Genomic DNA, 25,408 nt, shown 5'->3' with positions numbered 1-25,408 from the left:
AGGAGAACATATGTCAGAGGCGCCGCTGGAGCTGGTGGATGTGGGTATGGATATGGATACGGTGATGGATGCGGGGGGAGCTACGGCTATGGACGCGCAGGCAGGCGCAACCAATGGCGATGCAACGGTGACCGGCGCGGCGTCCAGGCCGGCGCCAGTCAGCCTGCACGTCAGCGCCGTGGCCAAGCTCAATTTGGCAGACTTTCAAAATGCTGTCCCGGCGCTGTTGGAATTGGCGGTGCGCAATGCCATGCCCGCGCCCCTCGCCGGGCTGACGCTGGTTTTGACCTCCGAGCCGGCCTTCATCCAACCCCGGAGCTGGCATCTGGACGCCGTGGCTGCGGGTGAAACCTATGACCTGCACGACCTCGATGTCAAGCTCGATGGCGCGCTGCTGTCGCGCCTGACCGAGGCCGAGCCGGCGGTGCTGCACTTTGAACTGCGCAGCCAAAAACCGTCGGATCCATCTGAATCACCCGAAAAAATAGCCACCGTCCTGGCCACGCACGACTGCACGGTGGAGCTGCTGGCGCGCAACCAGTGGGGTGGTCTGGGCGAGTTGCCGGCGATGGTGGCGGCGTTTGTCCAACCCAACGACCCGGCGGTCGATCGGGTGCTGAAAAGCGCCGCCTTGGTGCTGGAGGCGGCCGGCAAGTCCGGCGCCATGGATGGCTACACGCAAGGCCCCCAACGCGCGTGGGAGCTGGCCTCGGCGATCTGGACGGCGCTGCTGCACAAGAAGCTGCACTACGCGCTGCCGCCGGCCAGCTTTGAGCGCACCGGGCAGAAGGTGCGCAGCCCCAGCCAGGTGCTGGATGCCGGCCTGGCGACCTGTCTGGATCTGGCGCTGCTGTTTGCTGCCTGTCTGGAGCAGGCGCATCTGCACCCGCTGCTGGTCTTTACCCGGGGCCATGCCTTTGCCGGCCTGTGGTTGGGCGCTGAGGAATTTGCCAGCGCCGTGGTGGACGACGTCACCGCCGTGCGCAAGCGCTTGCAGTTGCAGGAGCTGCTGGTGTTTGAGACCACCCTGGTGGCGCAGAGCCAGCCAGTGCGCTTTAGCCAGGCGATTGCCCAGGCCGTGCGCCAGCTGTCGGAAGAAGAGGATGACAAGTTCGAGCGCGTGGTGGACATCCGGCGCGCGCGCATGGCGCGCATCAAGCCGCTGGCGCAAGCCGGGGCCGAGCCGCTGCTGCCGGCGCAGGGGTCACCAGGGCCCGAGCCGAGCAGCACCATCGAACACGCGCCCGAACTGCCCGGCCCCAAGAGCCTGGAAGACATCCCCACCGCCGAGCTGGACCCCAAAGACCGGCTGGCGCGCTGGCAGCGCAAGCTGCTTGATTTGTCGCTGCGCAATGTGCTGCTGAACTTCAAACCGGGCAAAAAGTCCTTGCAGCTGGAAGTCGCCGCACCAGCGCTGGAAGATGCTCTGGCCCAGGGCCAGACCCTCAAACTGCTGCCGACGCGCGCGCTGATGGACGGGCCAGACCCGCGCAGCCAGCAGCTGCACGAAGCGCGCAGTCTGGAAGATCTGCACTCTGCCCAGGCCGCTGAAGCCTTGCAGCGCAAGGAGGTTTTTGTCCGGCTGGAAGATCAGGAGATGGACGCGCGGCTGGTCGATTTGTACCGGGGCGCGCGCAATGCGCTGCAAGAGGGCGGGGCCAATACGCTGTTCATTGCGCTGGGATTTTTGGTGTGGACGCGGCCGGACAAGCCGGAGGTGCGCGTCAAGGCGCCGCTGATCCTGTTGCCGGTCACGCTGGAGCGCAAAAGCGCGCGCTCGGGCTTTACGCTGCAAGCCCATGAGGACGAAGCGCGCTTCAATCCGACGCTGGTGGAGATGCTGCGCCAGGATTTTCAGCTGGAGCTGGGCGTGCCCGCCGGTGACCTGCCGCAAGACGCCGCCGGCCTGGACATCGCCGGGCTGTGGACGCGCGTGCGCAGCGCCATCAAGAACGTGCGCGGCTGGGAGGTCAACGAGGACGTGGTGCTGTCGATGTTCTCGTTTGCCAAGTACCTGATGTGGAAGGACTTGGTGGACCGCACCGAAGACCTGAAAAAATCCCCCGTCGTCGCCCACCTGCTCGACACCCCGCGCGAGCCGTACCGCTCCAGCATCACCTTCCCCGAAGTGCGCCAGCTGGACGCCGAGTACCCGCCGGACAAAGTCTTCAGCCCGCTGCCGGCGGACTCGTCGCAGCTGTCGGCCATCCTGGCCGCCGCCAAGGGCAAGGACTTTGTGCTAATTGGCCCGCCCGGCACCGGCAAGAGCCAGACCATTGCCAACCTGATTGCGCAGTGCCTAGCCGAAGGCAAGCGAGTGCTGTTCGTGGCCGAAAAAATTGCCGCGCTGGACGTGGTCTATCGCCGCCTGCGCGAAGTCGGCCTGGGCGAATTTTGCCTGGAGCTGCACTCGAACAAAAGCCGCAAGCTCGACGTGCTCAAGCAGCTGCACCAATCATGGGACTCCAGCGGCCAGGTCGATGCCGCCAGCTGGCGCGCCAAGGCGCAGCAACTGGGCCGCGTGCGCGAACACCTGTCCACCTATGTCGAACGCCTGCACCGGCGCTACGACAACGGCCTGACGATTTACCGCGCCATCGGCCAGGTGGTGGCGGGCGCGGCCTTGCCGGAATTGAATTTCCGCTGGCCGTCGCCGCACATCCACGACGAAGCCTCTTTGGCGCAGCTGCGCGATTTCGCTGCGCGCCTGCGTGCCAACGCCAGCGCCGTCGGCGGCGAACATTTGGCCGCTGGTCCGTTGGCTCTCATCCACGCCACCGACTGGTCGGTGCGTTGGCAGCAAGACACCGTGCGCGCCGCGCAGGCGCTGCAAGCGGCCAGCAAAGGTGTGACAACCGCCGCCGAGCAATTGGGCGAGCAACTGCACCTGGACTGGCCAGCGCTGCACCGGCCCGCCCGCACCGCGCTGGCGCTGCTGGCGCACACGCTGCCGCAGGCCGCTGATCAGGCTTGGGGCTTTTGCGCGGCGCCTGACAGCGCGCCGGTGTGTGAGGCACTGCAATCGGGCGTTGAACTACTGGCGCAGCACCGCGATCTTTCGGCGCACCTGTCCCCAGTTTGCCCGGCCGAGGTGCAAGACCGTCTGACCCAGGCCATTGCTGCGCTGGAGCAGCGCCAGCGCCTGCACGCCGAGCTGGGCACGCCCTGGCCGGCAGCCGTCAGCGACGACATCGACAACGGCTTGCAGTGCCTGGCCGAGATCGCACAACTGCGCCAACGCCTGTCCGTGCCCTACAGCGCGGGCGTGGCCCAGCTGAATGTGGCGCAGTTGCAGCGCGCCTGGGCCAAGGCAGAAAAAGCCATCTGGCCGCTGTCGTGGCTCGGCCAGCGAAAAGTGCGCGCCGCCTTGGACGCCGTTACCGAAGGCACCGGCGAGCCGCGTGTGGCAGATGACTTGGCAGCGCTGGTGCGCATCAAGGCGCTGGGTGAGGCACTCAGCCAGATTGATCCAGGTGCGGCAGCCGATGGCCTGTGGTTGGGTAGCAAAACCCGCACCGACGAACTGCGCCGCGCCTTGCAGGCCAACACCGCTTTGAAAGCCGCGCGCCTGCACCAGCCGTATGACGTGGACGGGCTGGCCGCCGTGGCCGAAGGCTCTTGCGGCGAACGCTGGGCCCAAGACGCCCAGCGTTTGCAAGCCCTGCACGCCATCGACCAGCAACTCGCCGAGTGCGCGCCGCTGTCCGCCGTCAGCCACGGCCTGTGGCGCGGCCACGATACCGACGTCGAACTGCTGCGCGCCGCATTGGCGTTTGAGCGCGAACGCCTGACGCTGGCCGAACGCGGCAGCCTGCGCGCAGCGCACCCTGTCATCGCCGAAGGCCGCTGCGGCGCGCTGCTGCAACAAGCGCACCGGCGCCTGCAAATGCGCGCGGCGCTGGAGGCGCGTTTGGCCGCGCTGGGCGATGTCGCAAGCCAGTCCCTGGGTCTGTGGCAGGGCTTGGACACTGACACCGACGCCGTTGAACGCGCCCTGCGTTTCCACACTGCACTGCACAACAGCCTGAGCGGGCTGGGGCGGGCAAACGACGCCGCTGCACGCCAAGCGCTGCACCAAGTGCTGACCACGCGCCATGCAGAGCTGGCCAGCGGCGGCGCTGTCGCACAGGCCTGCCAGCAGGTCGCGGCGCAGATCAGCCACTTGCACAAAGCCATCGAACACTTCAGCACGCTGGCCGACCAGCCCGACGCGCTGCAACGCAGTTTTGCCGACGCGGCACCGGTCGAACTGGCCGACGTGGCCGCGCGCATCGAGGCCCATGCCCCCAGCCTGCACGCCTGGTGCGCGTGGCGCTACACCCAAGCGGCCGTGCACGAGGCCGGCCTGGGTGCGCTGGCCGCTGCCATCGAAGCGGGCCAGATTGCGCCGGCGCAGGCACTGCAAGCTTTCGAGGTCAACTACGCGCGCTGGTGGCTGGCAGAAGTGGTGGACGAGGATGAGGTGCTCAAGCGCTTTGTCTCGGCCGAACACGAGCAGCGCATCAGCGCCTTTCGCGCCCTGGACGACGAATTCACCATGGCCACGCGCCAGTGGATTCGCGCCAAGCTGTGCGCTGATTTGCCGTCCGCCGACAGTCTGGAGCGCCACAGCGAATGGGGCGTGCTGCGCCGCGAAATCACCAAAAAGAGCAAGCACCTGCCGCTGCGCCAGCTGCTGCAGGAGATTCCCTCGGTGGTGCTGCGGCTGACGCCGTGCCTGTTGATGAGCCCGTTGTCGATTGCGCAATACCTCTCGGCCGATGTCAGCAATTTCGACATCGTCATCTTTGACGAGGCCTCGCAAATCCCGGTGTGGGACGCCGTCGGCGCCATGGCCCGGGGCAAGCAGGTGGTGATGGTCGGCGACCCGAAGCAGCTGCCACCGACCAACTTCTTTGGCCGCGAAGCCAGCCAAGACGACGACGCGCCGGACGTGGAAAGCGACCTGGAAAGCATCCTTGACGAATGCCTGGGCGCCAGCCTGCCGACGCGCAACCTGTCGTGGCACTACCGCTCCAAGCACGAAAGCCTGATCGCTTTCAGCAACCACAAGTACTACGGCGGCGGGTTGGTGACCTTTCCGTCGCCAGCGACGCAAGACAACGCCGTCAGCTTCCACTGGGTGGCTGGGCGCTACGAAAAAGGCGGCGCGCGCACCAACCAGATCGAAGCCAAAGCGCTGGTGGCCGATTTGGTGGCGCGGCTGCAAGCACCGGGATTTCGCGCTTCGGGCCTGACCGTGGGCGTGGTGACCTTCAACGCCGAGCAGCAGCATTTGATCGAAGACCTGCTGGACGCCGAGCGGCGCCAAGACCCCGAGCTGGAGTCCTACTTCGCCGAGTCGGAGCTGGAGCCGCTGTTCGTCAAAAACCTGGAAAGCGTGCAGGGCGACGAGCGCGACATCATGTATTTCTCCATCACCTACGGCCCGGACATTGCGGGCACGGTGTCGATGAACTTTGGCCCGCTGAACCGCGATGGCGGCGAGCGCCGGCTGAACGTCGCCGTGACGCGCGCACGGCATGAACTGCGCGTGTTCTCCAGTCTGCGCGGCGACCAGATGGATTTGTCGCGCACCCAGGCGAATGGCGTGCGCGACCTGAAGCACTTTCTGGAGTTTGCCGAGCGCGGCCCGCAAGCGCTGGTCGAGTCACACCGGGGCAGCCAGGGCGACTTTGACAGCCCGTTTGAAGCCAGCGTGGCCGAAGCGCTGGAGCGCAAGGGCTGGCGCGTACACACGCAAATTGGCGCCTCCTCGTTCCGCATCGACCTCGGGGTGGTGCATCCGGACTTTCCGGGCCGCTATCTGTCTGGGGTCGAGTGCGACGGCGCCACCTACCACAGCTCCGCCACCGCGCGCGACCGCGACAAACTGCGCGAGCAGGTGTTGCGCGGCTTGGGCTGGGAGATTTTGCGCATCTGGTCCACCGACTGGTGGGTCAATCCGGGTGGCACGCTGGAGCGCGTGCACTTGGCGCTGCAAGCGCTGCTCACAGCCGACCGCAGCGCGCAGGCGGTGAAAGAGGCGCAGGCGGCGGCCCATGCGGCAAAGACCGAGGATGCAGCACCAGCCGATGGGGCGGCCTGAGTGCTCAAGCAGATGTTGGGTTGAGTACAACCCAACCTACGGGAATTATGCTGTTTTTGGCATCTAGCCCAATAGATACGTGCGCTAGTAGCTATGATTTTTGATGCGCTGTATTCGCAGGTTGGGTTGTACCCAACCCAACATCTGACGGTTTACAGCGTATCCGTATGCCCCGGCGCGCGGTTCAGCAGTTGCGTGCGCTCGTCCGCCGTCACTGAGCGGTAGCGCTCGTAGTGGCGCAGGATATCGACGATCAGCTCCTCGGGGCGCAGGTACTGGATGTCGTAACCCGGGCGGCCATCGGCAAAGAAGGTGATGGGTTCATAGACCTGGCTGCGCTCGGTTTCTTGCGCCGCTTCGCGCACCAAAAACACCGGCACCGCACGCGGCTGCACCTTGACGCCATAGACAAAGTCGCGCATCAGCGGGTCGGGAATCGTCAGGCGCAGCGTGCCGTCCGGCACTTCTTCGCTGTGCACCACCGCTTCGACGCCGCGCTTGCGCAGCTCGGTGGCGACTTGCTCCATCGCCGGCAGCACGGTGGCGCGCAGGTACTTCAGCACATCGCTGCGCGTCGATTGGTGGACGATCTGCTCCAGCCGGCGCAGCCAGTGCTGGCCGCTCCAGAAGTTGGTGGCGGGTGACAGGTCTTGTGCCGAATGCGCCACGTCGGCCGCCAAGCCGCGCCACAGGCCGTAGCACAGCGCCAGCATGATCACGGCCACCGGCAGTGCCGCTACCAGCGTCATGGCTTGCAGCGCTTTCAGGCCACCGGCCAGCAGCAGCACCACGGCGGTGACGCCCAGCACCGCTGCCCAAAACAGCCGCTGCCACACCGGCGAACGCGGGTTGCCGCGCGAGGCAATCGAATCCACCACAAATGCGCCCGAGTCGGCCGAGGTAACAAAGAACACGCCGATCAACACAATCGCCAGCCACGACACGGCGCGGGTGAACGGCAGGTAGTCAAAAAAGCGGAACAGCAGCGCGTCCACATTGCCCACGGTTTGCGCCAGCGCGCCCTGGGCCATATGGGTGTCGATCCAGATGGCACCATTGCCAAACACCGTCATCCACACCAAGTTAAACGCTGTGGGCACCAGCAGCACGCCGACGACAAACTGGCGGATGGTGCGGCCGCGCGAAATGCGCGCAATGAACATGCCGACAAACGGCGACCAGGAAATCCACCAGGCCCAGTACAAAATCGTCCAGCCGCCAAACCAGCCGGGGTCGCGGGTCGGTTCGTAGGCAAAGGTGCGCAGCGACATGTTCACCAGCTGCGACAGGTAGCCGCCGATGTTCTCGCTCAGCGCCTGGAACAAAAATACCGTCGGCCCGGCGATCAGCACAAAACCGAGCAGGATGAACGACAGCGACAGGTTCAGCTCGCTCAGGCGGCGCACGCCCTTGTCGAGACCGGAGACCGCCGACAGGCCGGCCAGCGCCACCACCACCACGATGATGGCAATGCGAAAGCCGGCGGTCGAGGTGTCCCAACTGGTCAGCGTGGCCAGTCCGGCCGACAGTTGCAGCGCGCCATAACCCAGCGTGGTGGCAATGCCGGCAATGGTGCCAACCAGCGCAAAGGCATCGACGGCGTGGCCCATCGGTCCGTTGATGCGTTCCTTGAGCAACGGGTACAGGCCCGAGCGCATGGTCAGTGGCAGGTTGTAGCGAAAACCAAAATACGCCAGCACCAGTCCCATGGTGCCGTACACCGCCCAGGCATGAAAGCCCCAGTGAAAGAACGTCACCTGCATGGCCTCGCGCGCCGCTGCCGGGGTGCCGCCGATCTGCGTCGGCGGCTTGAGAAAGTGTTGCAATGGCTCGCCGACGCCAAAGTACATCAGGCCAATGCCCATGCCGGCGGCAAACAGCATCGCTGTCCAGGAGATAAAGCTGAAGTCCGGCACGGCATCGTCCGGCCCGAGGCGGATGTCGCCATAGCGGCTGGACGCCACCAGCACCAGAAACACCAGAAACACCGTCACCACGGCGGTGTAGAACCAGTCAAAGTGCCCCACCACCCAGGTTTGTGCGCCCGAGAAAAACACCTCGGCGCGCTGCGGGTAGACGCCGCAAAACACCAGCAGCGCGCCCAGCACCAGCAGGGCCGGCAACACCACTGCGGGTACAAAAGTGGTGCGCGAGGCGGGGGGCGTGCTCGCGCTGTGCAGCGGCGGCGAGGTGGGAGGAATGGGCGGCGCACTGTCTGCGCGTGGTGGAACCGGGTCTGACATGCCTTGCCCCTTGATGACATAGTGTGCGTAGTTAGGTACGCTCGCTGACACACATTATTGCAATTTGTCGCAGGTGCGGCTTTTACACCACACAGTATGCGCGCCCGCGTCTGAGCGCCGTCAAGGGGGAGGGGCACGCTGTGCACAGCTTTGCCATATTCAAACATAAAAAGCCTCTAGCCTTTATGCAGTAAGCGCTGATAGCTATTGAATGCATAGTGACGTATGGTTCGCGTACGCCCTTATCGCTGCCGCTGGCGCCAGCGGCGGCGGTTTTCTGCGATCAAGGGGCCGATTGCAAGGCCCCAGCGCGGCGTGCGCCGGTGGCGAGGGGGCGCAGAACCTGGGGCGCCGGTGTGTCGTAGTGGTAGCTGGGGTCCAGCACCCCGGGCAAGCTTGTCAGGGCTAGGCTTGCCGCGTCGGGCCAGAAGTTGGGTGCGGCAATGTTGCTGGCGCCGGGAAAGTTGCTGGCCGCCAGCACCACGTTGGACTGCTGCACGATGCGCCCCAGCGCAAACTCGCTGCCCGCTATCAGCACCCCCGGGCCGGTGCTGGCCAGAATGTTGGCTGTCAGCTTGACCGATTGCGCCCACGGCATCACCCGCAAAAAGATGCTGCTCGGGCGCGTCATGACCACGGTGTTGTGCGCCATTTCCAGCGTGTTGGTCGGCCAGCGCTGGCCCTCGGCGCCGTATTCGATGGCGACCTTATTGGGCGACTTCGGGCCCTTCTGGAACAGGTTGCCGCGCAAGACCACCTGGCCGCCGTTGGGGAAGTCGGCCAGATAGCTGGACATGCCCTGGGTGCCATCCATCAGGTAGTTGTTTTCCAACACGCTCACCTTGGCGCGGCTCTTGAAGTTGTGGCCGTAGCGTGACTCGTGAAAAGAGCTGGCCGATACCGATACCCGGTCGATGTCGTTGACATAAATGTTGTGCGTCTGTCCGCTGGTGTTGGCGGCGCTGTTGCGCGCAAATTCCGAGCGCTCGATGGTCAGTGTCACCGGGCCGCTGCCGGCCAGGATGCCGTTTTCGTTGTCGTAAAAACCGCTGTTGATGATGTGCAGATCCCCATTTTTGTGCTCGGCCCGGATGCCGGCGCCATTTTTATCGGGCACGGCCGTCTTGTGAAACTCGATGCTGTCGATGGTGGTGTTGGCGCCGCTGACCACCCACAGGGCTTTGCCGCCGGCGTTCTTGCCATCGGCAAACAGGCGTGCCCGGCCACCGCTGCCGCAAATGGTCAGGCGGTCCACCTTCCAGGTGGCCACGTCAGCGTGGTAGTCGCCGGCGGCAATGCGGATCACATCGCCGGCCCGTGCGGCGGCTGCGGCGGCGCTGGGGGTGGCGTACCTCTTGCCCGGTCCGACCTCCAGCACCGGCCCGCTGGCGCTGTCGCAAGCGGTCTTGAATACCGGCGGCGTGCTGGTTGCCGGTGGGTTTGTCGGTGGAGTGGGCGCTGTCACTGCACCTCCCGCTGTGGCGGTGTCAGTGACGGTGGCGCCTGGGACGACGGACGCAGTCGGTGTAGATGCTTCGGTGCCCAGGTCAGCGCCACCACCACCACAGGCCGCCAGTGCGGTGACGAGGGCTAAGGCGATAGCGCTGCGCGGCAGGTTCTTGCCGCAGCGCAGGGAAGGGGATGAGATCAAGAGAGGCATAAAAAGTTAACCAGATGATTAGGCGTAAAGACGATGGATGCACGGGGCCAGCACAGGTCACCTGCAACACACTGGCTGCAGCTCGCCACAACGCGGGAAGGGAGAAAGCCGACCGCAGTGTTATCTGTTGGCCAGGGGCTATTGCTACCAAGAGTTTTAAGTGAAACCAAGTGCATAAGTAGTTTGTGTTCCCCGCTTTCTGCGCCTGCAGCGCCGCCCTCTCAAAAAGGCCGGGCCCAGCCACCTGCCAGCACGCGCAGGGGCGCGGCGTCCAGCACCTCCCAGCTGCGCCGCTGGCCACAGATCCAGCATTGCGCCTGCCACTGCGACAACAGGCGGCTGAGGGTTTCGGGCCGGATGCCCAGTTGCGTCGCCAACTGGCGTTGGCTGGAGGGCAGCTGCACGCGCGCGCACGGGTCGGCCGGCAGCCGCAAGAAATACGCTGCCAGCCGCTGCGGCGCACTGCTGGCAGCGAGCCACTGCACTTCATTGATGTAGTAGTACAGGCGCTCGCTGAAGCTTTGCAGCAGACGCAGCGCCAGCGGCGGGTGCGCCTGGCAGGCTGCATGCAGCGCTGGACGCGTACAGCGCCAGACCTGCGCCGGGCCGGGCGTGCGCGCCGTCATCGGGTAGCGGCCATGGGCCATGAACATCGCTGCCTCGGCCACGCTGTGGCCGCTGTGAAAGCAGTGGAACACGTGCTCCTCGCCCTGCGGATCAAAGCGCAGCACTTCCACACAGCCTTGCACCACCAGCAGCCAATGCTGGGCGGCGTCGCCCTCGTGGAACAGCACTTCGCCGGGCCGATAGCGGTGCAAGCGGGCCTGCGCGCCCAGCAATTGCAGGGCGCTGGCGGGCAGGCCGTGCAGCGCGGGATGGGCAGCCAGCGCCGCGTCAAGACCCGGGGGCAGGGCGGTGGGATTGATAAATGTCATTTGCGGGGAACCTTTTTTCTTGGATCATATTGCAAATGCGAATTACTCTTAATACGTTTCCCGTGGCTCCGGCCCGTTTTCTTTCCTCACCCTGGGCGGTGCCGTGTGTGCTGCTGGCGGCTTCCCTGGGTGCGCCTGCCGTGGCGCAGGAGGGGGCTGCGCTGCCCGCCGTCACCGTGCAGTCCAGCCGCGCCAGCGCCACGCTGCCGCTGCAGGGCAGGGTGCAGGTCGAACGTGAAAAACTTGCCCAGGTGTCCGGCGGCACCAACTTGGCCGAGCCCCAAAAGGAGGCGCGCCTGGCCACGCTGCGCGATGCCTTGGACTACCAACCGGGCATCGTGCTGCAAGATTTTTTTGGCGGCACCGACCAGCCACGCCTGAGCGTGCGCGGCTCGGGTATCCAGAGCAATCCGGTGAATCGCGGCGTGCTGCTGCTGCAGGACGGCCTGCCGTTGAACGAGGCGGATGGCTCTTTCATCATCGGCCTGATCGAGCCGCGCAACGTCGCTTTCATCAGTGCGCGGCGCGGTGCCAATGCCACCACGCCCGGTGCCACCACCCTGGGCGGTGAGCTGGACTTTGTCTCGCTGACCGGTGCCGACGAGCGCGGCCGGGTGCGCGCCGAATATGGCAGCTTTGGCCGCCAGGGGTCGCAAGCGGCAGTGGGCGGTGTCGGCGAGCGACTCGACGGCCGTGTCTCCGTCAGCAGCGACCGCTACGACGGCTACCGCCACCATGCGGACTCGCAGCGCGACAGCCTGCAGGCCAACATTGGTTTCCAGGGCGATGGCGGGTTCGAGAACCGCACCTATCTGTCGTGGACCGACCTGGCGTTTCATATTCCCAATGTGGTGCCCAAGGACCGTATCCAGTCCGACCCGCGCGGCGTGATGGGCGATGGCAACACGCCGCAGGACAAGCTGCTCAACGTCTATCACCGCGACCCGCGCCGCGCGGCCACGCAGTTGCGCCTGGCCAACCGCTCGCGCTGGGGCAACGATACCCTGCGCCAGGACGTGGGCGTGTATTGGCAGGACACCGACGATCTGTTCAACAACATGACCAGCCACACCGTGACGCACAGCCGCAGCACTGGCGCCCAGTGGCAGGCCAGTGGCCGCCCCGGCGGCAGCGAAGGCGCGCTGGGCTGGCGCACGGCGCTGTCGTGGGCCAACAGCAGCATGGAGCGTGACCTGTATGCCACCAACCCGGCCAACGGCCAGCAGCTGCAACGCTTTGGCGCCTACGACCTGGATGCCAACAACCTGCAGGCACTGGCCGCAGCCGACTGGCGCCTGGCGCCCGACTGGACGCTGCTGGGCAGCGTGCAATGGAGCCAGCTGACACGCGATGCCCGCAGCCGCAGCAGCGGCGCGCAGCGGGACCAGGACTGGCGCTTTGCCACGCCCAAAATTGGCGTCAACTGGGCGGCCACGCCCAGCACGCGCCTGTGGGCCAACCTGAGCCGCAGCCAGGAAGCGCCGACGTTCTGGGAAATCGTCAGCGCCACCGTGGCCCCCAACAGCCCGGCCACCGCCAGCGCCGAACTGGTGCGCCTGCAGATGCAGCGCGCCACCACTATCGAACTCGGCGGCGCCGGCCGTTGGGGTGAAGGTGCCAACGCGGTGCAGTGGACGGCAGCGGTGTACCGCAGCGTGCTGGCCGATGAACTGATCTCCACCACCGACGACAGCGGCATCAAGGTCGGCACCTACAACTACCAAGGCGGCACGCGCCACCAGGGCGTGGAACTGGGCCTGTCGGGCAGCCAGCGCATCGGTGTGGGCGCGCTGGACTACCGCACCAGCTGGACCTACAGCGACTTCCGCTTTCGCGGGGGTGAATACGCTGGCAAGCAGATTGCCGGTGTGCCGCGCCAGCTGATCAATGCCGAAGTGCTGTACCGCCTCGGTGCTTGGCGCTTTGGCCCGAATGTGCGCTGGATGCCAGTCAGCACGCCCACCGACCACGCCAACACCGCGGGCAGCGAGCAAGACGCCTACGCACTGCTGGGCCTGAAGCTGGAATGGCGCGACGGCCCGTGGACTGCCTATGTCCAGGCCGACAACGTCACCGACCGGCGCTACGCCAGTGCCTTTGTCATCCGCAACCAGGCCACTGCCGCGCAGCCGGGCTACCTGCAGGGCTTGGGGCGCAGTGTCACTGCCGGCCTGAGCTACCAGTTTTGAAGGCGCGCACCATGCTGAAAATTTCTTCTGCTGATCTTTCGCGCCGCCAACTGCTGGCCGTGGTGGCGGCGACCAGTCTGCCCAGGGCGGTAGGCGCGGCGCCGCTGCGGGAAAGCCTCCTGCTTTCGGGCCCGCCGGCCATCGTTTCGGCGCCGCTGATGCACATGGCCGATACCGGCGCACTGGCCAGCGTCGCCGGGCGCACCACGTTCACCGCGTGGCGCGACCCCGACCAGCTGCGCATGATGGCCATGGGCGGCAAAGCCGACGTGCTGGCCATGCCCAGCAACGTGGCGGCGAACCTGTTCAATCGGGGCGCGGGCGTCACCTTGCTCAACATCTCTGCCTGGGGCGGGCTGTGGATCGTCACCCGCGATGCACAGCGCAAGGCGCTGGCCGACTACCGGGGCGAAGAAATTGCCGTGCCGTTTCGCGGCGATATGCCCGACATCGTGTTGCAGCTGCTGGCCACCCAGCAGGGGCTGGATCCTTTGAAAGACTTTCGTCTGCGCTACGTACCCACGCCGATGGAGGCGATGCAGTTGCTGATCACGCGGCGTGTCTCGCACGCGCTGCTGGCCGAACCTGCCATATCGCTGGCGCTGCGCAAGACCCAATCGTTCCCGGTGGGCCTGATTGCCCCCGAACTGCACCGGGGCGCTGATCTGTCGCAGGAATGGGGCCGTGTTTTTGGCCGCAAACCGCGCCTGCCGCAGGCTGGCATGGTTGCCGTCGGCGCCGTGCGCCAGCAGCCACAGCTGCTGGCTGCGCTCGAAAAGGCCTACGCGCAGTCGCTGGCCTGGTGCTACGCACACCCGCTCGAGTGCGGCGCCCTGATGGCCAAGCACATTAACCTGCTTACCCCCGAGGCCGTGGCCGATGCCATTGCCGTGAGCCAGCCCAATGTCGTGCCCGCTGCGATTGCCCGGCCTGAGCTGGAGTTCTTCTTTGGCCAGCTGATGGCACGCCATCCGGGGCTGATCGGCGGCAAGCTGCCCGCCAGCGCGTTCTACGGCATGGCGTAGCGGTCGTGGCGGTGCGCCGCACCGCATTTCTTTTCACTGTTTTCTTTTCTATCCCCGGCAGCCGCCGCCACCTGGGTCTTCTTTTTTTGACTCCAGGAGTTTGCATTCATGACGTATTCCCCCGAGGCCCCCGCCGCGCCGCGCGCCGCACTGTGCTTGGCACAGCCGCTGCGCCGCCGACCTGTCGCACTGGCCGTGCTGTGGCTGCTGGCCGGTGCCAACGTACAGGCGCAGGAGATGCGTGCGTCTGGAACCGCTGCCACCGTCACCGCCTCTTCTACGGAGTCTGTGCAGATGGCGCAGGCCAGCGCCGCCTTGCCCGCCGTCACAGTCACCGCCACGATGACCGAGCAGGACGCGCGCACCGCGCCTGCCAGCGTCACCGTGATCGGCCGTGAGGAGCTGGCCACGCGCAACGCCTCCAATTTGCTCGATGCCGTGCGCGGCGCACCGGGTCTGACGCTCTCGCCGCGCCAGGTGGGCGGGCGCAAAACGCTGGCGCTGCGCGGGCTGGAAGGCAAGCACACGCTGACCCTCATCGATGGCCGGCGCATCAGCGCGTCGGACGACGTGGTGGGCCACTCCGACTACCAATACGGCTGGCTGCCGATGTCGGCGGTGGAGCGCATCGAGATCATTCGCGGCCCGATGTCGGCGTTGTATGGCTCCGAAGCGCTGGGCGGCGTCATCAACCTGATCACGCGCCAGCCCAAAGACAAGTGGATCGGCTCGGTCGGTGTTTCCGGCAGCACGCCCACCAGCTCCAGCCAGGGCGAGCCGACCGGCTCCACCTCGGTGTTCGCCGCCGGCCCGGTGGGTGAGCGCCTGAGCTTGCGCGTCAACGCCGAACTGGCGCACAGCGCCCCCGTGGCCGACCGACGCAACCGGGCGCTGTCAGAAATAGAAGGAAACCACGCGAAGAGTGGGGGCTTGGCCGCGAGTTTTGCACTCACCCCGCAGCAGACGCTGGAGGCCGGCTGGAGCGGTGGCAAGGAGGAGCGTGTCTACGACACCGAGTCCCGTGGCACGGTCTACCGCAGCACCTACGACATCGACCGCTCGCAGGCGCATGTCGGTTGGGAAGGAAAATTCGACGGCTGGCGCGGCCAGCTGCGTGCCTACCGCAGCGAGATCGACATCGTCAACCGCGCCAGCAGCGGTGGCACACCGACGCGGCCACAAAACATGGTGGACGACGTGATGGACGGCCACGCCAGCTTTACCTTGGGGGCGCACAAACTCACCGTGGGCGGTGAATGGCGCAAGGAAAGATTAGAGAACGCCGGCCTGAAAAACGGCGTGGACGACGCCACGCACAAGGCGCTGTTTGCTCAGGACGAAATCGCCCTGAGCGACACGCTGATGTTCACCGCCGGCCTACGCGCCGACCACCACGCCATTTTTGGCAGCGAAGTCAGCCCACGCGCCTACCTGGTCTGGGAGCCCAGCCCGGCGCTGGTGGTCAAGGGCGGCTTTGGCCATGCCTTCAAGGCGCCCACGCTCAAGCAAATTTCGCCCAACTACGTTGGCGCCGAAGGCCCGCACACCTTTGCCGGCAACGGCAACATCCAACCCGAGTCGTCGAATTCGTTCGAGATCGGTGCCGACTGGCAGGTGGCGCCCGCCTGGTCGCTGCGCGCCACGGTGTTCAACACCGAGGTCAAAGACCTCATCACCTACCGCCTGCTGCGCACCGAAGGCGTGCGCCGTTTCTACCAGTACGACAACGTGGACGCCGCCCGCATCCGCGGTCTGGAGGCCGGTATGACCTGGGACGTGACGCGCCAGATCGCCTGGAGCAACGACCTGACCTTGCTGCAGACGCGCGACAAAAGCACCGGTAAAAAATTGGCCGACCGGCCGTCCAGCAGCCTGACCTCGCGCCTCGAATGGAAGGGCCATGAAGGCTGGAGTGCCCGCCTGACCGGCGAATTCACTGGCAGCCAGGCCGGCACCGATGGCGTCACTCTGCCTTCGTATGCGCTGTGGAGCGTCAGCGTAGGCAAGCAGTTGGCGCTGGATGCACAACGCAAAGTGGTGTTGCGCGCCGGGCTGGAGAACCTGGGCAACGTGAACCTGGCCGAGAAGTCGGCGAGCTTTGGTTATGCCGAGCGCGCACGGCGCGTGTTCGTCACTGCGCGGGTGGATTTTTGAACCAGGACGCCACGTGATCCTCCCCTGGCCCCCTCTCTGGTGGGGAAGTGTGGGCCAGGGGTCGGGTGCGCAGGCATCCGGAAACTACGTATTTGATAGCTATCACCGCTTGATGGATAAGCGCTAGAGGTCAATTTGACTCATAAAAATTCTCAAAACACCCTGGCTTGGCTGCGGCGCTGGCTGGCGCTGTGCCTGCTGGCGCTGGCGCCTTGGGGGGCCGTGCAGGCGGCGCAGGTGTTGTTCATCGCCACCTCCAACTTGCCGGCGGGCAAGTTCCGCCAGTTGGCCGACATTGCGCGCCCGCACGGCATCCAGCTCCAGATGCGCTACTTGGAAAGGCTGCCGGCCGACACCGATGAAGGTCTGTTCAAAGGTTTTGACGCCGTCTTCATCGACAGCTATTTGCAGGACGTGGTGCAAGACCGGTTGGCGCGTGCGCTGCCGGGCCTGCGCGCGCCCCACGCTTGGTTGTACGCCGCCAAACCGGTCTGGGGCGGCGGATTGCCTGAGCCTGTGGCGCGGCGGCTCATCACCTATTACAGCAACGGCGGCAAGCAGAACTTTGACGGCTTCTTTGCCACGCTGGCGGCGCAGCTGCAGGGCCGTAGCGCGCCCGTCGGGTTGCCTGAGCCGGTGGTGTTCCCCAAAACCGCCGTCTACCACCCGCGCGCGCCGGGCCTCGTCATGGCCGACCCGGTGGCTTGGCTGCGCTCGCAGGGCGTGGACATGGCCAACCCGCAGCGCCGCCCGGTGGTAGCGCTGGCGCTGCACCAGCAGTACATCGCCTCGATGCAAACCGACTTCATCGACGACCTGATTGCCCGCATTGAAGCCGGCGGCGCCGTGGCGCTGCCGTTCTACAGCCCGATGCTGGAGGCCGGCACGCTGGAGCAGATGCTCAAGCCCGCAGGCACCCGGCTGGCGGATGTGCTCATCAACACGCAAATCATGCTGGGCGCTGAAGAACGCCGCGCCGAGTTCGACCGGCTGGGCATCCCCGTGCTGCAAGCCATGCCCTACCGCCGTGGCGACGAGGCCGCCTGGGCCGCCAACCCGCAAGGCGTGGCGCTGATGGACGTGCCGTTTTACCTGGCGCAGGCCGAATACGCCGGTGTGATTGATATCCAGGTCGCCGCCGCCACGCGCGCGTCAGACGAGCAAATGGTGTCGATTGCTGCGCAGGCCGACGCGGTGGTCGGCAAGGCGCTGAATCTGGCGCAGTTGCAGCGCAAGCAGAACGCCGACAAGCGCCTGTCCATCTTTTTCTGGAACTACCCGCCGGGCGAGAAGAACCTGTCGGCCTCGTTTCTGAACGTGCCACGCAGCCTGCAAACCACGCTGGCTGCGCTGCACGCTGCGGGCTACGACACTGAGTCGCCCGCCGAGCCGTTGCTGATTGGCAACCTGCAACGCCTGCTGGCCCCGTCGTACCGCCAAGGGGAGCTGGAACCGCTGCTGCGCGACGGCCTAGCCGCTGCCCTGCCGGTGGCGCAGTACCGCCAATGGCTGGCCACGCTGCCCGCCGCCACGCAAGCATCCCTGCGCGCGCGCTGGGGCGAGCCCGAGGCGTCGAGCATGGTGCTGCGCCGGGGTGGCGAGGCGGTGTTCGTCGTGCCGCGCCTGATGCTGGGCAAGGTAGCGATCCTGCCGCAGCCGCCACGCGGCGAGCAGTGGGACGACAAGGAAAAGGCGCTGTACCACTCGCCCAGCGCCCTGCCGTCGCACTACTACCTGGCCGCTTACTTGTGGGCGCGCGAGCAGCAAAAAAGCGATGCGCTGGTGCACTTTGGCACCCACGGCAGCCAGGAGTGGTTGCCCGGCAAGGAGCGCGGTCTGTCGGTGTTCGACCCCGGGATGCTGGCCTTGGGCAACGTGCCGGTGGCCTACCCGTACATTGCCGACAACATTGGCGAGGCCCAGCAGGCCAAACGCCGTGGCCGCGCCGTCATCGTCAGCCACCAGACGCCGCCCTTCAAGCCCGCCGGCCTGCACGAGGTGCTGACCACAATGCACGACCTGCTGCACGCCTGGGTGGCGCAGGACGAGGGCGTGGTCAAAGAAAAAATCAAGGCCGACCTGCTGGCCGCCGTGGCCAAAGAGCGCATCGACCGCGACATGGGCTGGACGGCCCAGCGCACGCGCAGCGAGTTCCCGGCGTTTGTGGATTTGCTGCACAACCACCTGCACGAACTGGCCGAAACCGCCCAGCCGCTCGGTCTGCACACGCTGGGCCGTGCCCCCGAAGAACAACATCGCCTGGCCACCGTGCTGCTGATGCTAGGGCGCCCGTTCTGGGAGGCGGCGGCGACGAATGCAGGCGCCCGCGCGGCCGACCTCGATGAAGCGCTGGTGGGCGACTACAGCCAGTTGGCGCAGACCACGCCGTACCAGTTGCTAGAGCGCCATGTGGTGCAAAAGGAAAGCACCGACGCCCTGCCAACGCTGCTGAAAACCAGCATCGACCAAGCACGGGGCTGGTATGCCGATATTGGCGCAGATCGGGAGCTGCCGGCGCTGCTACAGGTGCTGGCTGGCCGGCATCTGGCTACGTCCTACGGCGGTGACCCCATCAAGAACCCGGATGCTTATCCGACCGGGCGCAACCTGTACGGCTTTGATCCTTCGCGCGTGCCGACGCCCCAGGCTTGGGCCGCAGGCAAAGACGCAGCCGAGCAATTGATTGCCGAGCACCAGCGTCTGACCGGCAAAGCACCGACCAAGCTGGCGGTGTCGCTGTGGTCGGTGGAAACCATGCGCCACCAGGGCTTGCTCGAAGCGCAAGCCCTGTGGCTGCTGGGCGTGGAGCCGGTGTGGGACGAAGGTGGGCGCGTGACCGGCGTCAAGCTGGTGCCGCGCGCGGCGCTGGGGCGCGAGCGGGTGGACGTGGTGCTGTCAGCCACCGGCCTGTACCGCGACCATTTCCCCAACGCCATGAAGCAACTGGCGCGCGCCGTGCAGTTGGCGGCTGAAGCGCAAGGGCTGGGCGAAGAAGCCAACCCGGTGGCGGCGCACACGCGCAGCCTCGCGGCGCAGCTGCGCGCCCAAGGCATGGGAGACAAGGCGGCGTTGTCAGCAGCGCAAACGCGCATCTTCTCGTCCGAAACCGGCAACTACGGCACCGGCCTGGACAACGCCACGTTGGCCACCGACAGCTGGCAGGGCAAGAAGGAAGGCGACCGCAAATTGGCGCAGCTGTACCTGTCACGGATGCAGTACGCCTATGGCCCCGACGAAGCCACTTGGGGCAGCTTGCCGACGGCGGGCAAAGAGGGGGAAAGTGGCAAAGGCGGCAAGGCGCTCAATTTGTACGCCGAACAGCTGCGCGGCACCGAGGGCGCGGTGCTGTCGCGCAGCTCCAACCTGTACGGCATGTTGACCACCGACGACCCGTTCCAGTACCTGGGCGGCATTGCGCTGGCGGTGCGGTATTTGGACGGTAAAGCACCACAGCTGTACATCAGCAACCTGCGCGGCAGTGGCAGTGGGCGGGTTGAAGGTGCAGCGCAGTTTTTGTCCAAAGAACTGGCGACACGGCAGTTTCACCCCGGCTACATCAAAGGTCTGATGGCCGAGGGCTACGCCGGCACCTTGCAGGTGCTGGACGCCACCAACAACTTTTGGGGCTGGACGGCGGTGGCACGTGAAATCGTGCGCGATGACCAGTGGCAGGAGATGGCCGATGTCTACGTGGGCGACAAGCACCAACTGGGACTCAAGCGCTGGTTTGAAGCCAACAACCCGCACGCGCTGGCGCAGACCATGGAGCGGATGTTGGAAGCCGCACGCCAAGGCTACTGGAAGGCCGATCCGAAGATGGTGGCCGAGCTGAAACAGCGCTGGCGTGACCTGTCTGAGCGCTTTGATGTGCAGAGTGACAACGCCCGCTTTCAGGCCTATGTCGGCCAGACGCCAGCGACGAACAGCGCCACCGCTGCTGTTGCACCGGGCTTTGGTTTGGATGCGCCGCTGGCTGCTGCCGAAGCGTCACCAGCATCCGCACCGCCGCAAGCCACCGAGCCGCCCGCTGGACAGGAGCCGCCTGCTGCCGAGCCTCCCGTCGTCAGTGGCATTTTGATGGCACCGGTGCCACCGGCTACGCCAGTGGATGTCAGCCCAACGCAGGCCGCACTGCTGGGACTGCTGCTGGCTGGCACCAGCGCCGCCGGTGCCGTACAGCAGGCACGCCGGCGCAAAAGCGTGCGCCGCGCCCCGATTCATTCACTTTTTGGAGTTTTCAAATGAGCAATCCCGTCGAATCCATGATGTATGGCGTCAGCCAGTTCTTTTTGTACCCGGTGCTGCTGGCGATTGCTGCGCTGTTCGTCCACGCCTTCTACGCGCTGGGCGCTTTTGTTTGGCAAGCTTGGCAGCGACACAACGGCAAGGTCGCCGGTTTTGAAATGCTGGTGGCGCGCCGCGCTAACCCGGCCATCAGCGTGCTCGATCTCGAAGTGCTGGCCGCCGAGCGGCTGGAATTTGCCCGCATTGCCACCCGTGTAGCACCGATGCTGGGCTTGGTGGCGACGATGATTCCAATGGGCCCGGCGCTGATGGCGCTGGCCGATGGCAACTTGGTCGATGTCTCGCGCAGCCTGATGGTGGCGTTTTCGGCAGTGATTTTGGCGCTGCTGGCCGCCGCACTCAGCTACAGCGTGGTCAACGTGCGCAAGCGCTGGTATGCCGCTGACTTGGCCGCCATCGAGCAAGGCATTGCCCCCACCGAAACACCGGCGCAAGACATGCTGGGCCACCTGGTCAATGAGGTGCCGGCATGAAGCTGCGTTTGATGGACGACATGGAGGCCGACGACCCGATCCAGTCGGTGGTCAATTTGATCGACGTGTTTTTGGTCATCATCGCCGCGCTGTTGCTGGCGGTAGCCAACAACCCAGTGAACCCGTTCAGCACCGAATCGGTCACCGTCATTAAAAACCCCGGCAAACCGAACATGGAAGTGGTCATCAAAGACGGCCAAAAAATTGAGCGCTACAAAGCCAGCGGCGAAATTGGCGAAGGCCAAGGCAACAAGGCCGGTGTCGCCTACCGGCTGAAGGACGGCTCGATGGTTTATGTGCCCGAAGCCGGTGCTGATCCGTCCGCAGCCGAAACGCCTGTGCAGGCCAGCGAGTAATGTTGCGCCTGCTGGTGCGTGTGCTGCGCGGTTTGCCCGGCTACCTGTGGAGCGGCTGGGGCGCGGGTGCCAGCCTGTTTTTGCTGCTGGCGGCATGGGAGGCGGTGGCCGCTTTTTACGACCCGCTGATTCTGCCGGCACCGCTGGACGCTTTTGCGGCGCTGCGCGGTCTGGTGGAACAAGGCAGCGCATGGCCCGCGCTGGCCGCCACCGCGCGGCGCGCGCTGATGGGGCTGGCGTTGGCGCTGACGGTGGGCAGCCTGCTGGGGCTGGCCGCCGGGCTGTCGGTGACGGCGTCGGTATTGGCACGGCCACTGGTCACGGTGCTGCTGGGCACGCCGCCGATTGCTTGGCTGGTGCTGGCGATGCTGTGGTTTGGCATGAGCGACGGCACCCCCGTTTTCACCGTCTTTATCGCCTGCTTTCCGGTGGTGTTTGCCAGTGCGCTGCAAGGCACGCGCACGTTGGATTTACAGCTGCGCGATATGGCGCGCGCCTACCGCCTGCCGCGCGGCATGGCGCTGCGCGAGGTCTATGGCCCACACGTGCTGTCGTACCTGTTTCCGGCTTGGGTGACGGCGCTGGGCAGTGCGTGGAAAGTCACGGTGATGGCCGAGCTGCTGGCCAGCAGCGACGGTGTCGGTGCCGCGCTGGCGGCGAGCCGCTCGCAGCTTGATACCGCCACCACGCTGGGCTGGATCGTCGCCGTGGTCGGCTGCCTGCTGGTCGTTGAATATGGATTTTTAGAGCCACTCAAGCGCGAAGTTGAGCGCTGGCGAGAAGCAACCCCATGAGTTTGTGTTTACAAGAAGTGCGCCACAGCTACGCGCTGACCGAAGTGCTGGGCGGTGTCAGTCTGGCGCTCGCGCCCGGTGCTGTCTTGGCGCTGGTCGGCCCGTCGGGCTGCGGCAAGACCACGCTACTGCACCTGTGCGCCGGCCTGTTGACGCTGCAAGACGGACGTTTGCGCAACCGCTTTGCTTGCCCGGCGCTGATGTTTCAGCAGCCGCGCCTGCTGCCGTGGCAAACCTGTGCCGACAACATTGCTTTGGGCTTGCGCGCCCAAGGTATGACGCGGGCCGAGGCACGCAGCCGCGCCCATGCCATCGGGCAACTGCTGGGGCTGGACGGCGCGGCGCTGGCCGCCTACCCGCACCAGTTGTCGGGCGGTATGCAAAGCCGCGCCGCGCTGGCCCGGGCGCTGGTGCTGCAACCCGATTTGCTGCTGATGGACGAGCCGTTTGCCGCGCTCGACATTGGCCTCAAAGCCCAACTGCACCGCCTGCTGCTGCGCCACCAAGCAGAGCAAGGCACGGCGGTGCTGATGATTACCCACGACCTGATGGAAGCGGTGCGCTTGGCCGACACGGTGCTGGTGATGGCCGCCGGCCCGGGCCGCGTGGTGCACCAGTACACCCCGCCCGGCGCGGCGCTGGCGCGCACCGATGCCACCGTTTACCACGACACCGCCGAGCTGCTGCGCGTGCCGGCCGTGCGCGCCGCCTTTGGGCTGGATGCCTTGCAGGAGGCGTCATGCGGGTAAATAATTTTTTGTTGGCGCAGCACCCGCTGTGGATGTGCGCCATGCGGCCGTTTTTTGTGCTGACCATGGGATCGGCGGTACTGCTGATCGGCCTGTGGATCGCGGTGTTGGCACTGGGCCTACCGCCGCCCCCGGTTGCTGGCGGCGCGCTGGTCTGGCACGCGCATGAGTTGTTGCTGGGCTTTGGCTTGGCGGCGGTGGCCGGTTTTGTGCTGACCGCCGTGCCCGAGTTCACCAAGACCGCTGGCGCGTCCACCCGCACCGCGCGCCAGTTGGTCGCGCTGTGGCTGCTGGGGCGCGTTGGGTTTTGGCTATCGGGCAGCCTGGGTTGGCCGGCGCTGGCGCTGGCCGGTGCGGCGCAACTGGCGCTGCTGGGCGGCTTGCTGGTGCTGCTATGGCCCGCTCTGCGCACCAGCGCCGGTCAACGCCACCGTGCCTTTGGCTGGGCGCTGGCGGGCCTGCTGCTGCTGGTCGCTGGCTTCTACTTTGATGCGCTGCGCGGTGCCTATCCGATGCGCTGGCTGCACGCCTTGCTAGGTTTGCTGATGGTGCTGATCGTCATCGCCCTGAGCCGCATCTCGATGCGCATCGTCAACCGCGCCATTGACGACGCCGGCACTGGTGCCGCGCCCTATCTGGCCCGGCCACCCCGGCGCAATTTGCTGGTGCTGTGTATCGCGCTGTTCACGCTGGCCGAGTTTTGGCAACCCGGCAGCCGCACCAGCGGTTGGCTGGCCTGCGCTACCGCTGCTGCCGTGTTCAACCTGATGGGCGACTGGCATATCGGCCGGCCGCTGTTGCAGCGCTGGCCGCTCACGCTCTACAGCGTGTACGGGTGCATGGCGCTGGGCTACGCGCTGATGGGCTGGGCGCTGCTGGCGGGTGGCCCGGGCGTCACGGCCGGGCGGCACCTGCTGACCGTGGGCGCCATCGGTCTGGCCATCTACGCCGTGATTTGCATTGCCGGTCGCGCGCATTGCGGCTTGGCGATAGACGAGCGTACCTGGAGTCAGTGGGGTGTCGGCCTGATCGCCATGGCTGCCGTGTTGCGCGTCGCTGTGGCGTGGGCGGGCGAATATTCTGTCGCCTGCATGGCAGCCGCTGGCCTGTGCTGGATAGCGGCGTTTGGCCTGTTGTGCTGGTTTATTGCGCCGGTGCTGTGGCAGGTGCGGGCGGACGGGCTGTGGGGGTGTCAGGGGTAGGGCGGTGCTTTGCTCGCACATTGCTGGGCTGATCGCGCTGCCAGCCTAGACGATTCAATCAGCGCGACAACCGGCCCGTGCAAAACCGGCGCTGCGCAACCGAATTTGCTCCTGCGGTTGCCGGCGTTTTTGGGCGTGTCTTATACCGAGCGCACCTGCATTTCGCGGTATAGGGCAGCCTTGCCTTCAAAGCCGATGCCGGCAAGGTCGGGCCACGCCACGTCGCTGTTCTCGACCTTGACGCCGTCGGGGAAGCCGCCGAAAGGCTGGAACAGGTTCGACCGGTGGCCATCGGGTTCTTGTCTAGGTTGCGCAGGGCGACCTGCAGGAAGAAGTCGATCGGGCCGGCTGTTAGAACAGCAAAGTAGCCTGCGTCTTCTCCCCATCCTTCAGCGCCATCACCGTGAAACGGCGTAAAGCGTGAGCGCATCGTGCGGTAGGGGCTACGGATTCAACCGATCGATTTTTGCCGAATGTCCAGTTATTTTGAAAACGGTACGAATTTTTGGTGCCCGATTTTTCCTCGTAAGCCATCCACTGCTTGATTCGTTCGCAGCGACAGCCACAGGTCAGCGCAAGAAAGCATCGGTCGCATCCAATGGAGGCGTACGCAGGAGGTCTTGGTCGATACCCATGACTTGGCTGGCATGTTCTATGGCCTGCCAAAGGGCCGGAGGCATCTTCAAAATTTCATCTGGCGACCCGGCTTGCGCAATCCATGCGTCGATTTGAATGTGCTGTTCTGGGGTCAACAAGTCCAGGTGCAGCATCTCGTCAATGGTCTTCATTGTGGTCAATAGGTTGCGTTTCGCATGGGCCCCAAGAGCGGTTGCTGCAGGGGCAAGAGGGGAATATGCCTGCGCAATTACAAAGTTCAAGAAGGAGGCTGCGACCGCGCCCCTTCTGCGCACTCCCAGCGGCAAGATTGAGGTCAATGAGGCGGGTACTCGGATCGGTCCGTCCCGCCGGCGGGCAGCTCCCGGGTTGCGCGCTTGCCGGCCTTGGGCCTGGGCTCGATGGGGAAGACCATGCCTTCCTGCAATCGCAGGCCCTGGCCGCAGAACCCACGCACCACGCTGAAGCGCTCGCCGATGTAGTACCAGAATGCATGGATCATTCCATGGTGGGATGCAGCTCACTAGGGAGGTGCAAATGACAGTTCCTGACAGACGACTGAATTTAAAAATCTCCCTCTCGGACTCTGAAAAATTTGACCACGACCCGTAACATGGGGA

Annotated in this window: 15 protein-coding genes and 1 pseudogene; 10 read left to right on the top strand and 6 right to left on the bottom strand. The window is 65.6% G+C overall.

Features of this window, described 5'->3' with window-relative positions; all coding sequences use genetic code 11:
* Window positions 1-88 precede the first annotated feature (88 nt).
* Window positions 89-6,088, top strand: coding sequence for a DUF4011 domain-containing protein (locus Q390_RS17080; protein WP_084153722.1), 6,000 nt, complete (start codon window positions 89-91; stop codon window positions 6,086-6,088).
* Between the two features lie 152 nt (window positions 6,089-6,240).
* Here Q390_RS17080 and Q390_RS0100200 read toward each other — a convergent pair whose 3' ends face one another.
* The 3 genes from Q390_RS0100200 to Q390_RS0100190 all read right to left on the bottom strand — a co-directional run bounded on the left by Q390_RS0100200 (window position 6,241) and on the right by Q390_RS0100190 (window position 10,926).
* On the bottom strand, window positions 6,241-8,331 hold the full coding sequence (locus Q390_RS0100200) for a BCCT family transporter (protein ID WP_084153694.1): 2,091 nt from the start codon (window positions 8,329-8,331) through the stop codon (window positions 6,241-6,243).
* A 283-nt stretch (window positions 8,332-8,614) separates the two neighbouring features.
* Window positions 8,615-9,991 carry a right-handed parallel beta-helix repeat-containing protein gene (locus Q390_RS18930; RefSeq protein WP_156949778.1) on the bottom strand — a complete coding sequence of 459 codons (1,377 nt, stop codon included), beginning with the start codon at window positions 9,989-9,991 and terminating at the stop codon, window positions 8,615-8,617.
* A gap of 221 nt (window positions 9,992-10,212) precedes the next feature.
* On the bottom strand, window positions 10,213-10,926 hold the full coding sequence (locus Q390_RS0100190; RefSeq protein WP_027994246.1) for a Crp/Fnr family transcriptional regulator: 714 nt from the start codon (window positions 10,924-10,926) through the stop codon (window positions 10,213-10,215).
* A 35-nt stretch (window positions 10,927-10,961) separates the two neighbouring features.
* Between Q390_RS0100190 and Q390_RS0100185 the strand changes: the two genes are divergently transcribed.
* The 9 genes from Q390_RS0100185 to Q390_RS0100145 all read left to right on the top strand — a co-directional run bounded on the left by Q390_RS0100185 (window position 10,962) and on the right by Q390_RS0100145 (window position 24,173).
* Complete coding sequence (locus Q390_RS0100185; RefSeq protein WP_051602951.1) at window positions 10,962-13,115, top strand: TonB-dependent receptor family protein; 2,154 nt, start codon at window positions 10,962-10,964, stop codon at window positions 13,113-13,115.
* Between the two features lie 11 nt (window positions 13,116-13,126).
* Window positions 13,127-14,140: an ABC transporter substrate-binding protein gene (locus Q390_RS0100180; protein WP_027994244.1), complete on the top strand. Its 1,014-nt coding sequence runs from the start codon at window positions 13,127-13,129 to the stop codon at window positions 14,138-14,140.
* 108 nt (window positions 14,141-14,248) lie between these two features.
* On the top strand, window positions 14,249-16,294 hold the full coding sequence (locus Q390_RS0100175; protein ID WP_245606825.1) for a TonB-dependent receptor plug domain-containing protein: 2,046 nt from the start codon (window positions 14,249-14,251) through the stop codon (window positions 16,292-16,294).
* 135 nt (window positions 16,295-16,429) lie between these two features.
* Window positions 16,430-20,539 (top strand): cobaltochelatase subunit CobN, encoded by a 4,110-nt coding sequence (gene cobN / locus Q390_RS17070; RefSeq protein WP_245606824.1) that lies wholly within the window; start codon window positions 16,430-16,432, stop codon window positions 20,537-20,539.
* Window positions 20,536-21,072 (top strand): MotA/TolQ/ExbB proton channel family protein, encoded by a 537-nt coding sequence (locus tag Q390_RS17065; protein WP_051602950.1) that lies wholly within the window; start codon window positions 20,536-20,538, stop codon window positions 21,070-21,072. Before cobN ends, Q390_RS17065 begins: the two co-directional genes overlap by 4 nt.
* Window positions 21,069-21,428 (top strand): DUF2149 domain-containing protein, encoded by a 360-nt coding sequence (locus Q390_RS17060; RefSeq protein WP_051602949.1) that lies wholly within the window; start codon window positions 21,069-21,071, stop codon window positions 21,426-21,428. Before Q390_RS17065 ends, Q390_RS17060 begins: the two co-directional genes overlap by 4 nt.
* Entirely contained in the window at window positions 21,428-22,222 is a 795-nt protein-coding gene (locus Q390_RS0100155) for an ABC transporter permease (RefSeq protein ID WP_156949777.1), read from the top strand. The genes Q390_RS17060 and Q390_RS0100155 overlap by 1 nt, the downstream gene beginning before the upstream one ends.
* On the top strand, window positions 22,219-22,971 hold the full coding sequence (locus Q390_RS17055; protein ID WP_051602948.1) for an ABC transporter ATP-binding protein: 753 nt from the start codon (window positions 22,219-22,221) through the stop codon (window positions 22,969-22,971). Before Q390_RS0100155 ends, Q390_RS17055 begins: the two co-directional genes overlap by 4 nt.
* Complete coding sequence (locus Q390_RS0100145; RefSeq protein WP_084153693.1) at window positions 22,962-24,173, top strand: NnrS family protein; 1,212 nt, start codon at window positions 22,962-22,964, stop codon at window positions 24,171-24,173. Before Q390_RS17055 ends, Q390_RS0100145 begins: the two co-directional genes overlap by 10 nt.
* 140 nt (window positions 24,174-24,313) lie before the next feature.
* On the opposite strand, the pseudogene Q390_RS20225 reads toward Q390_RS0100145, so the two are convergent.
* From Q390_RS20225 to Q390_RS20670, 3 genes and pseudogenes are all read right to left on the bottom strand, one after another.
* Window positions 24,314-24,451: pseudogene (locus Q390_RS20225) on the bottom strand (mandelate racemase); the annotation flags it as partial.
* A 291-nt stretch (window positions 24,452-24,742) separates the two neighbouring features.
* A complete protein-coding gene (locus Q390_RS0100135) occupies window positions 24,743-24,961 on the bottom strand; it encodes a hypothetical protein (protein ID WP_027994240.1) in 219 nt (72 codons plus the stop codon).
* A gap of 143 nt (window positions 24,962-25,104) precedes the next feature.
* A complete protein-coding gene (locus Q390_RS20670) occupies window positions 25,105-25,290 on the bottom strand; it encodes a hypothetical protein (RefSeq protein WP_027994239.1) in 186 nt (61 codons plus the stop codon).
* Between the last annotated feature and the right edge of the window lie 118 nt (window positions 25,291-25,408).

It is taken from the genome of Simplicispira psychrophila DSM 11588, from assembly GCF_000688255.1.
Classification (GTDB): domain Bacteria; phylum Pseudomonadota; class Gammaproteobacteria; order Burkholderiales; family Burkholderiaceae_C; genus Simplicispira; species Simplicispira psychrophila.
The sequence above is the reverse complement of the archived record's forward strand: the minus strand, read 5'-3'. Positions and strand labels throughout refer to the sequence as shown.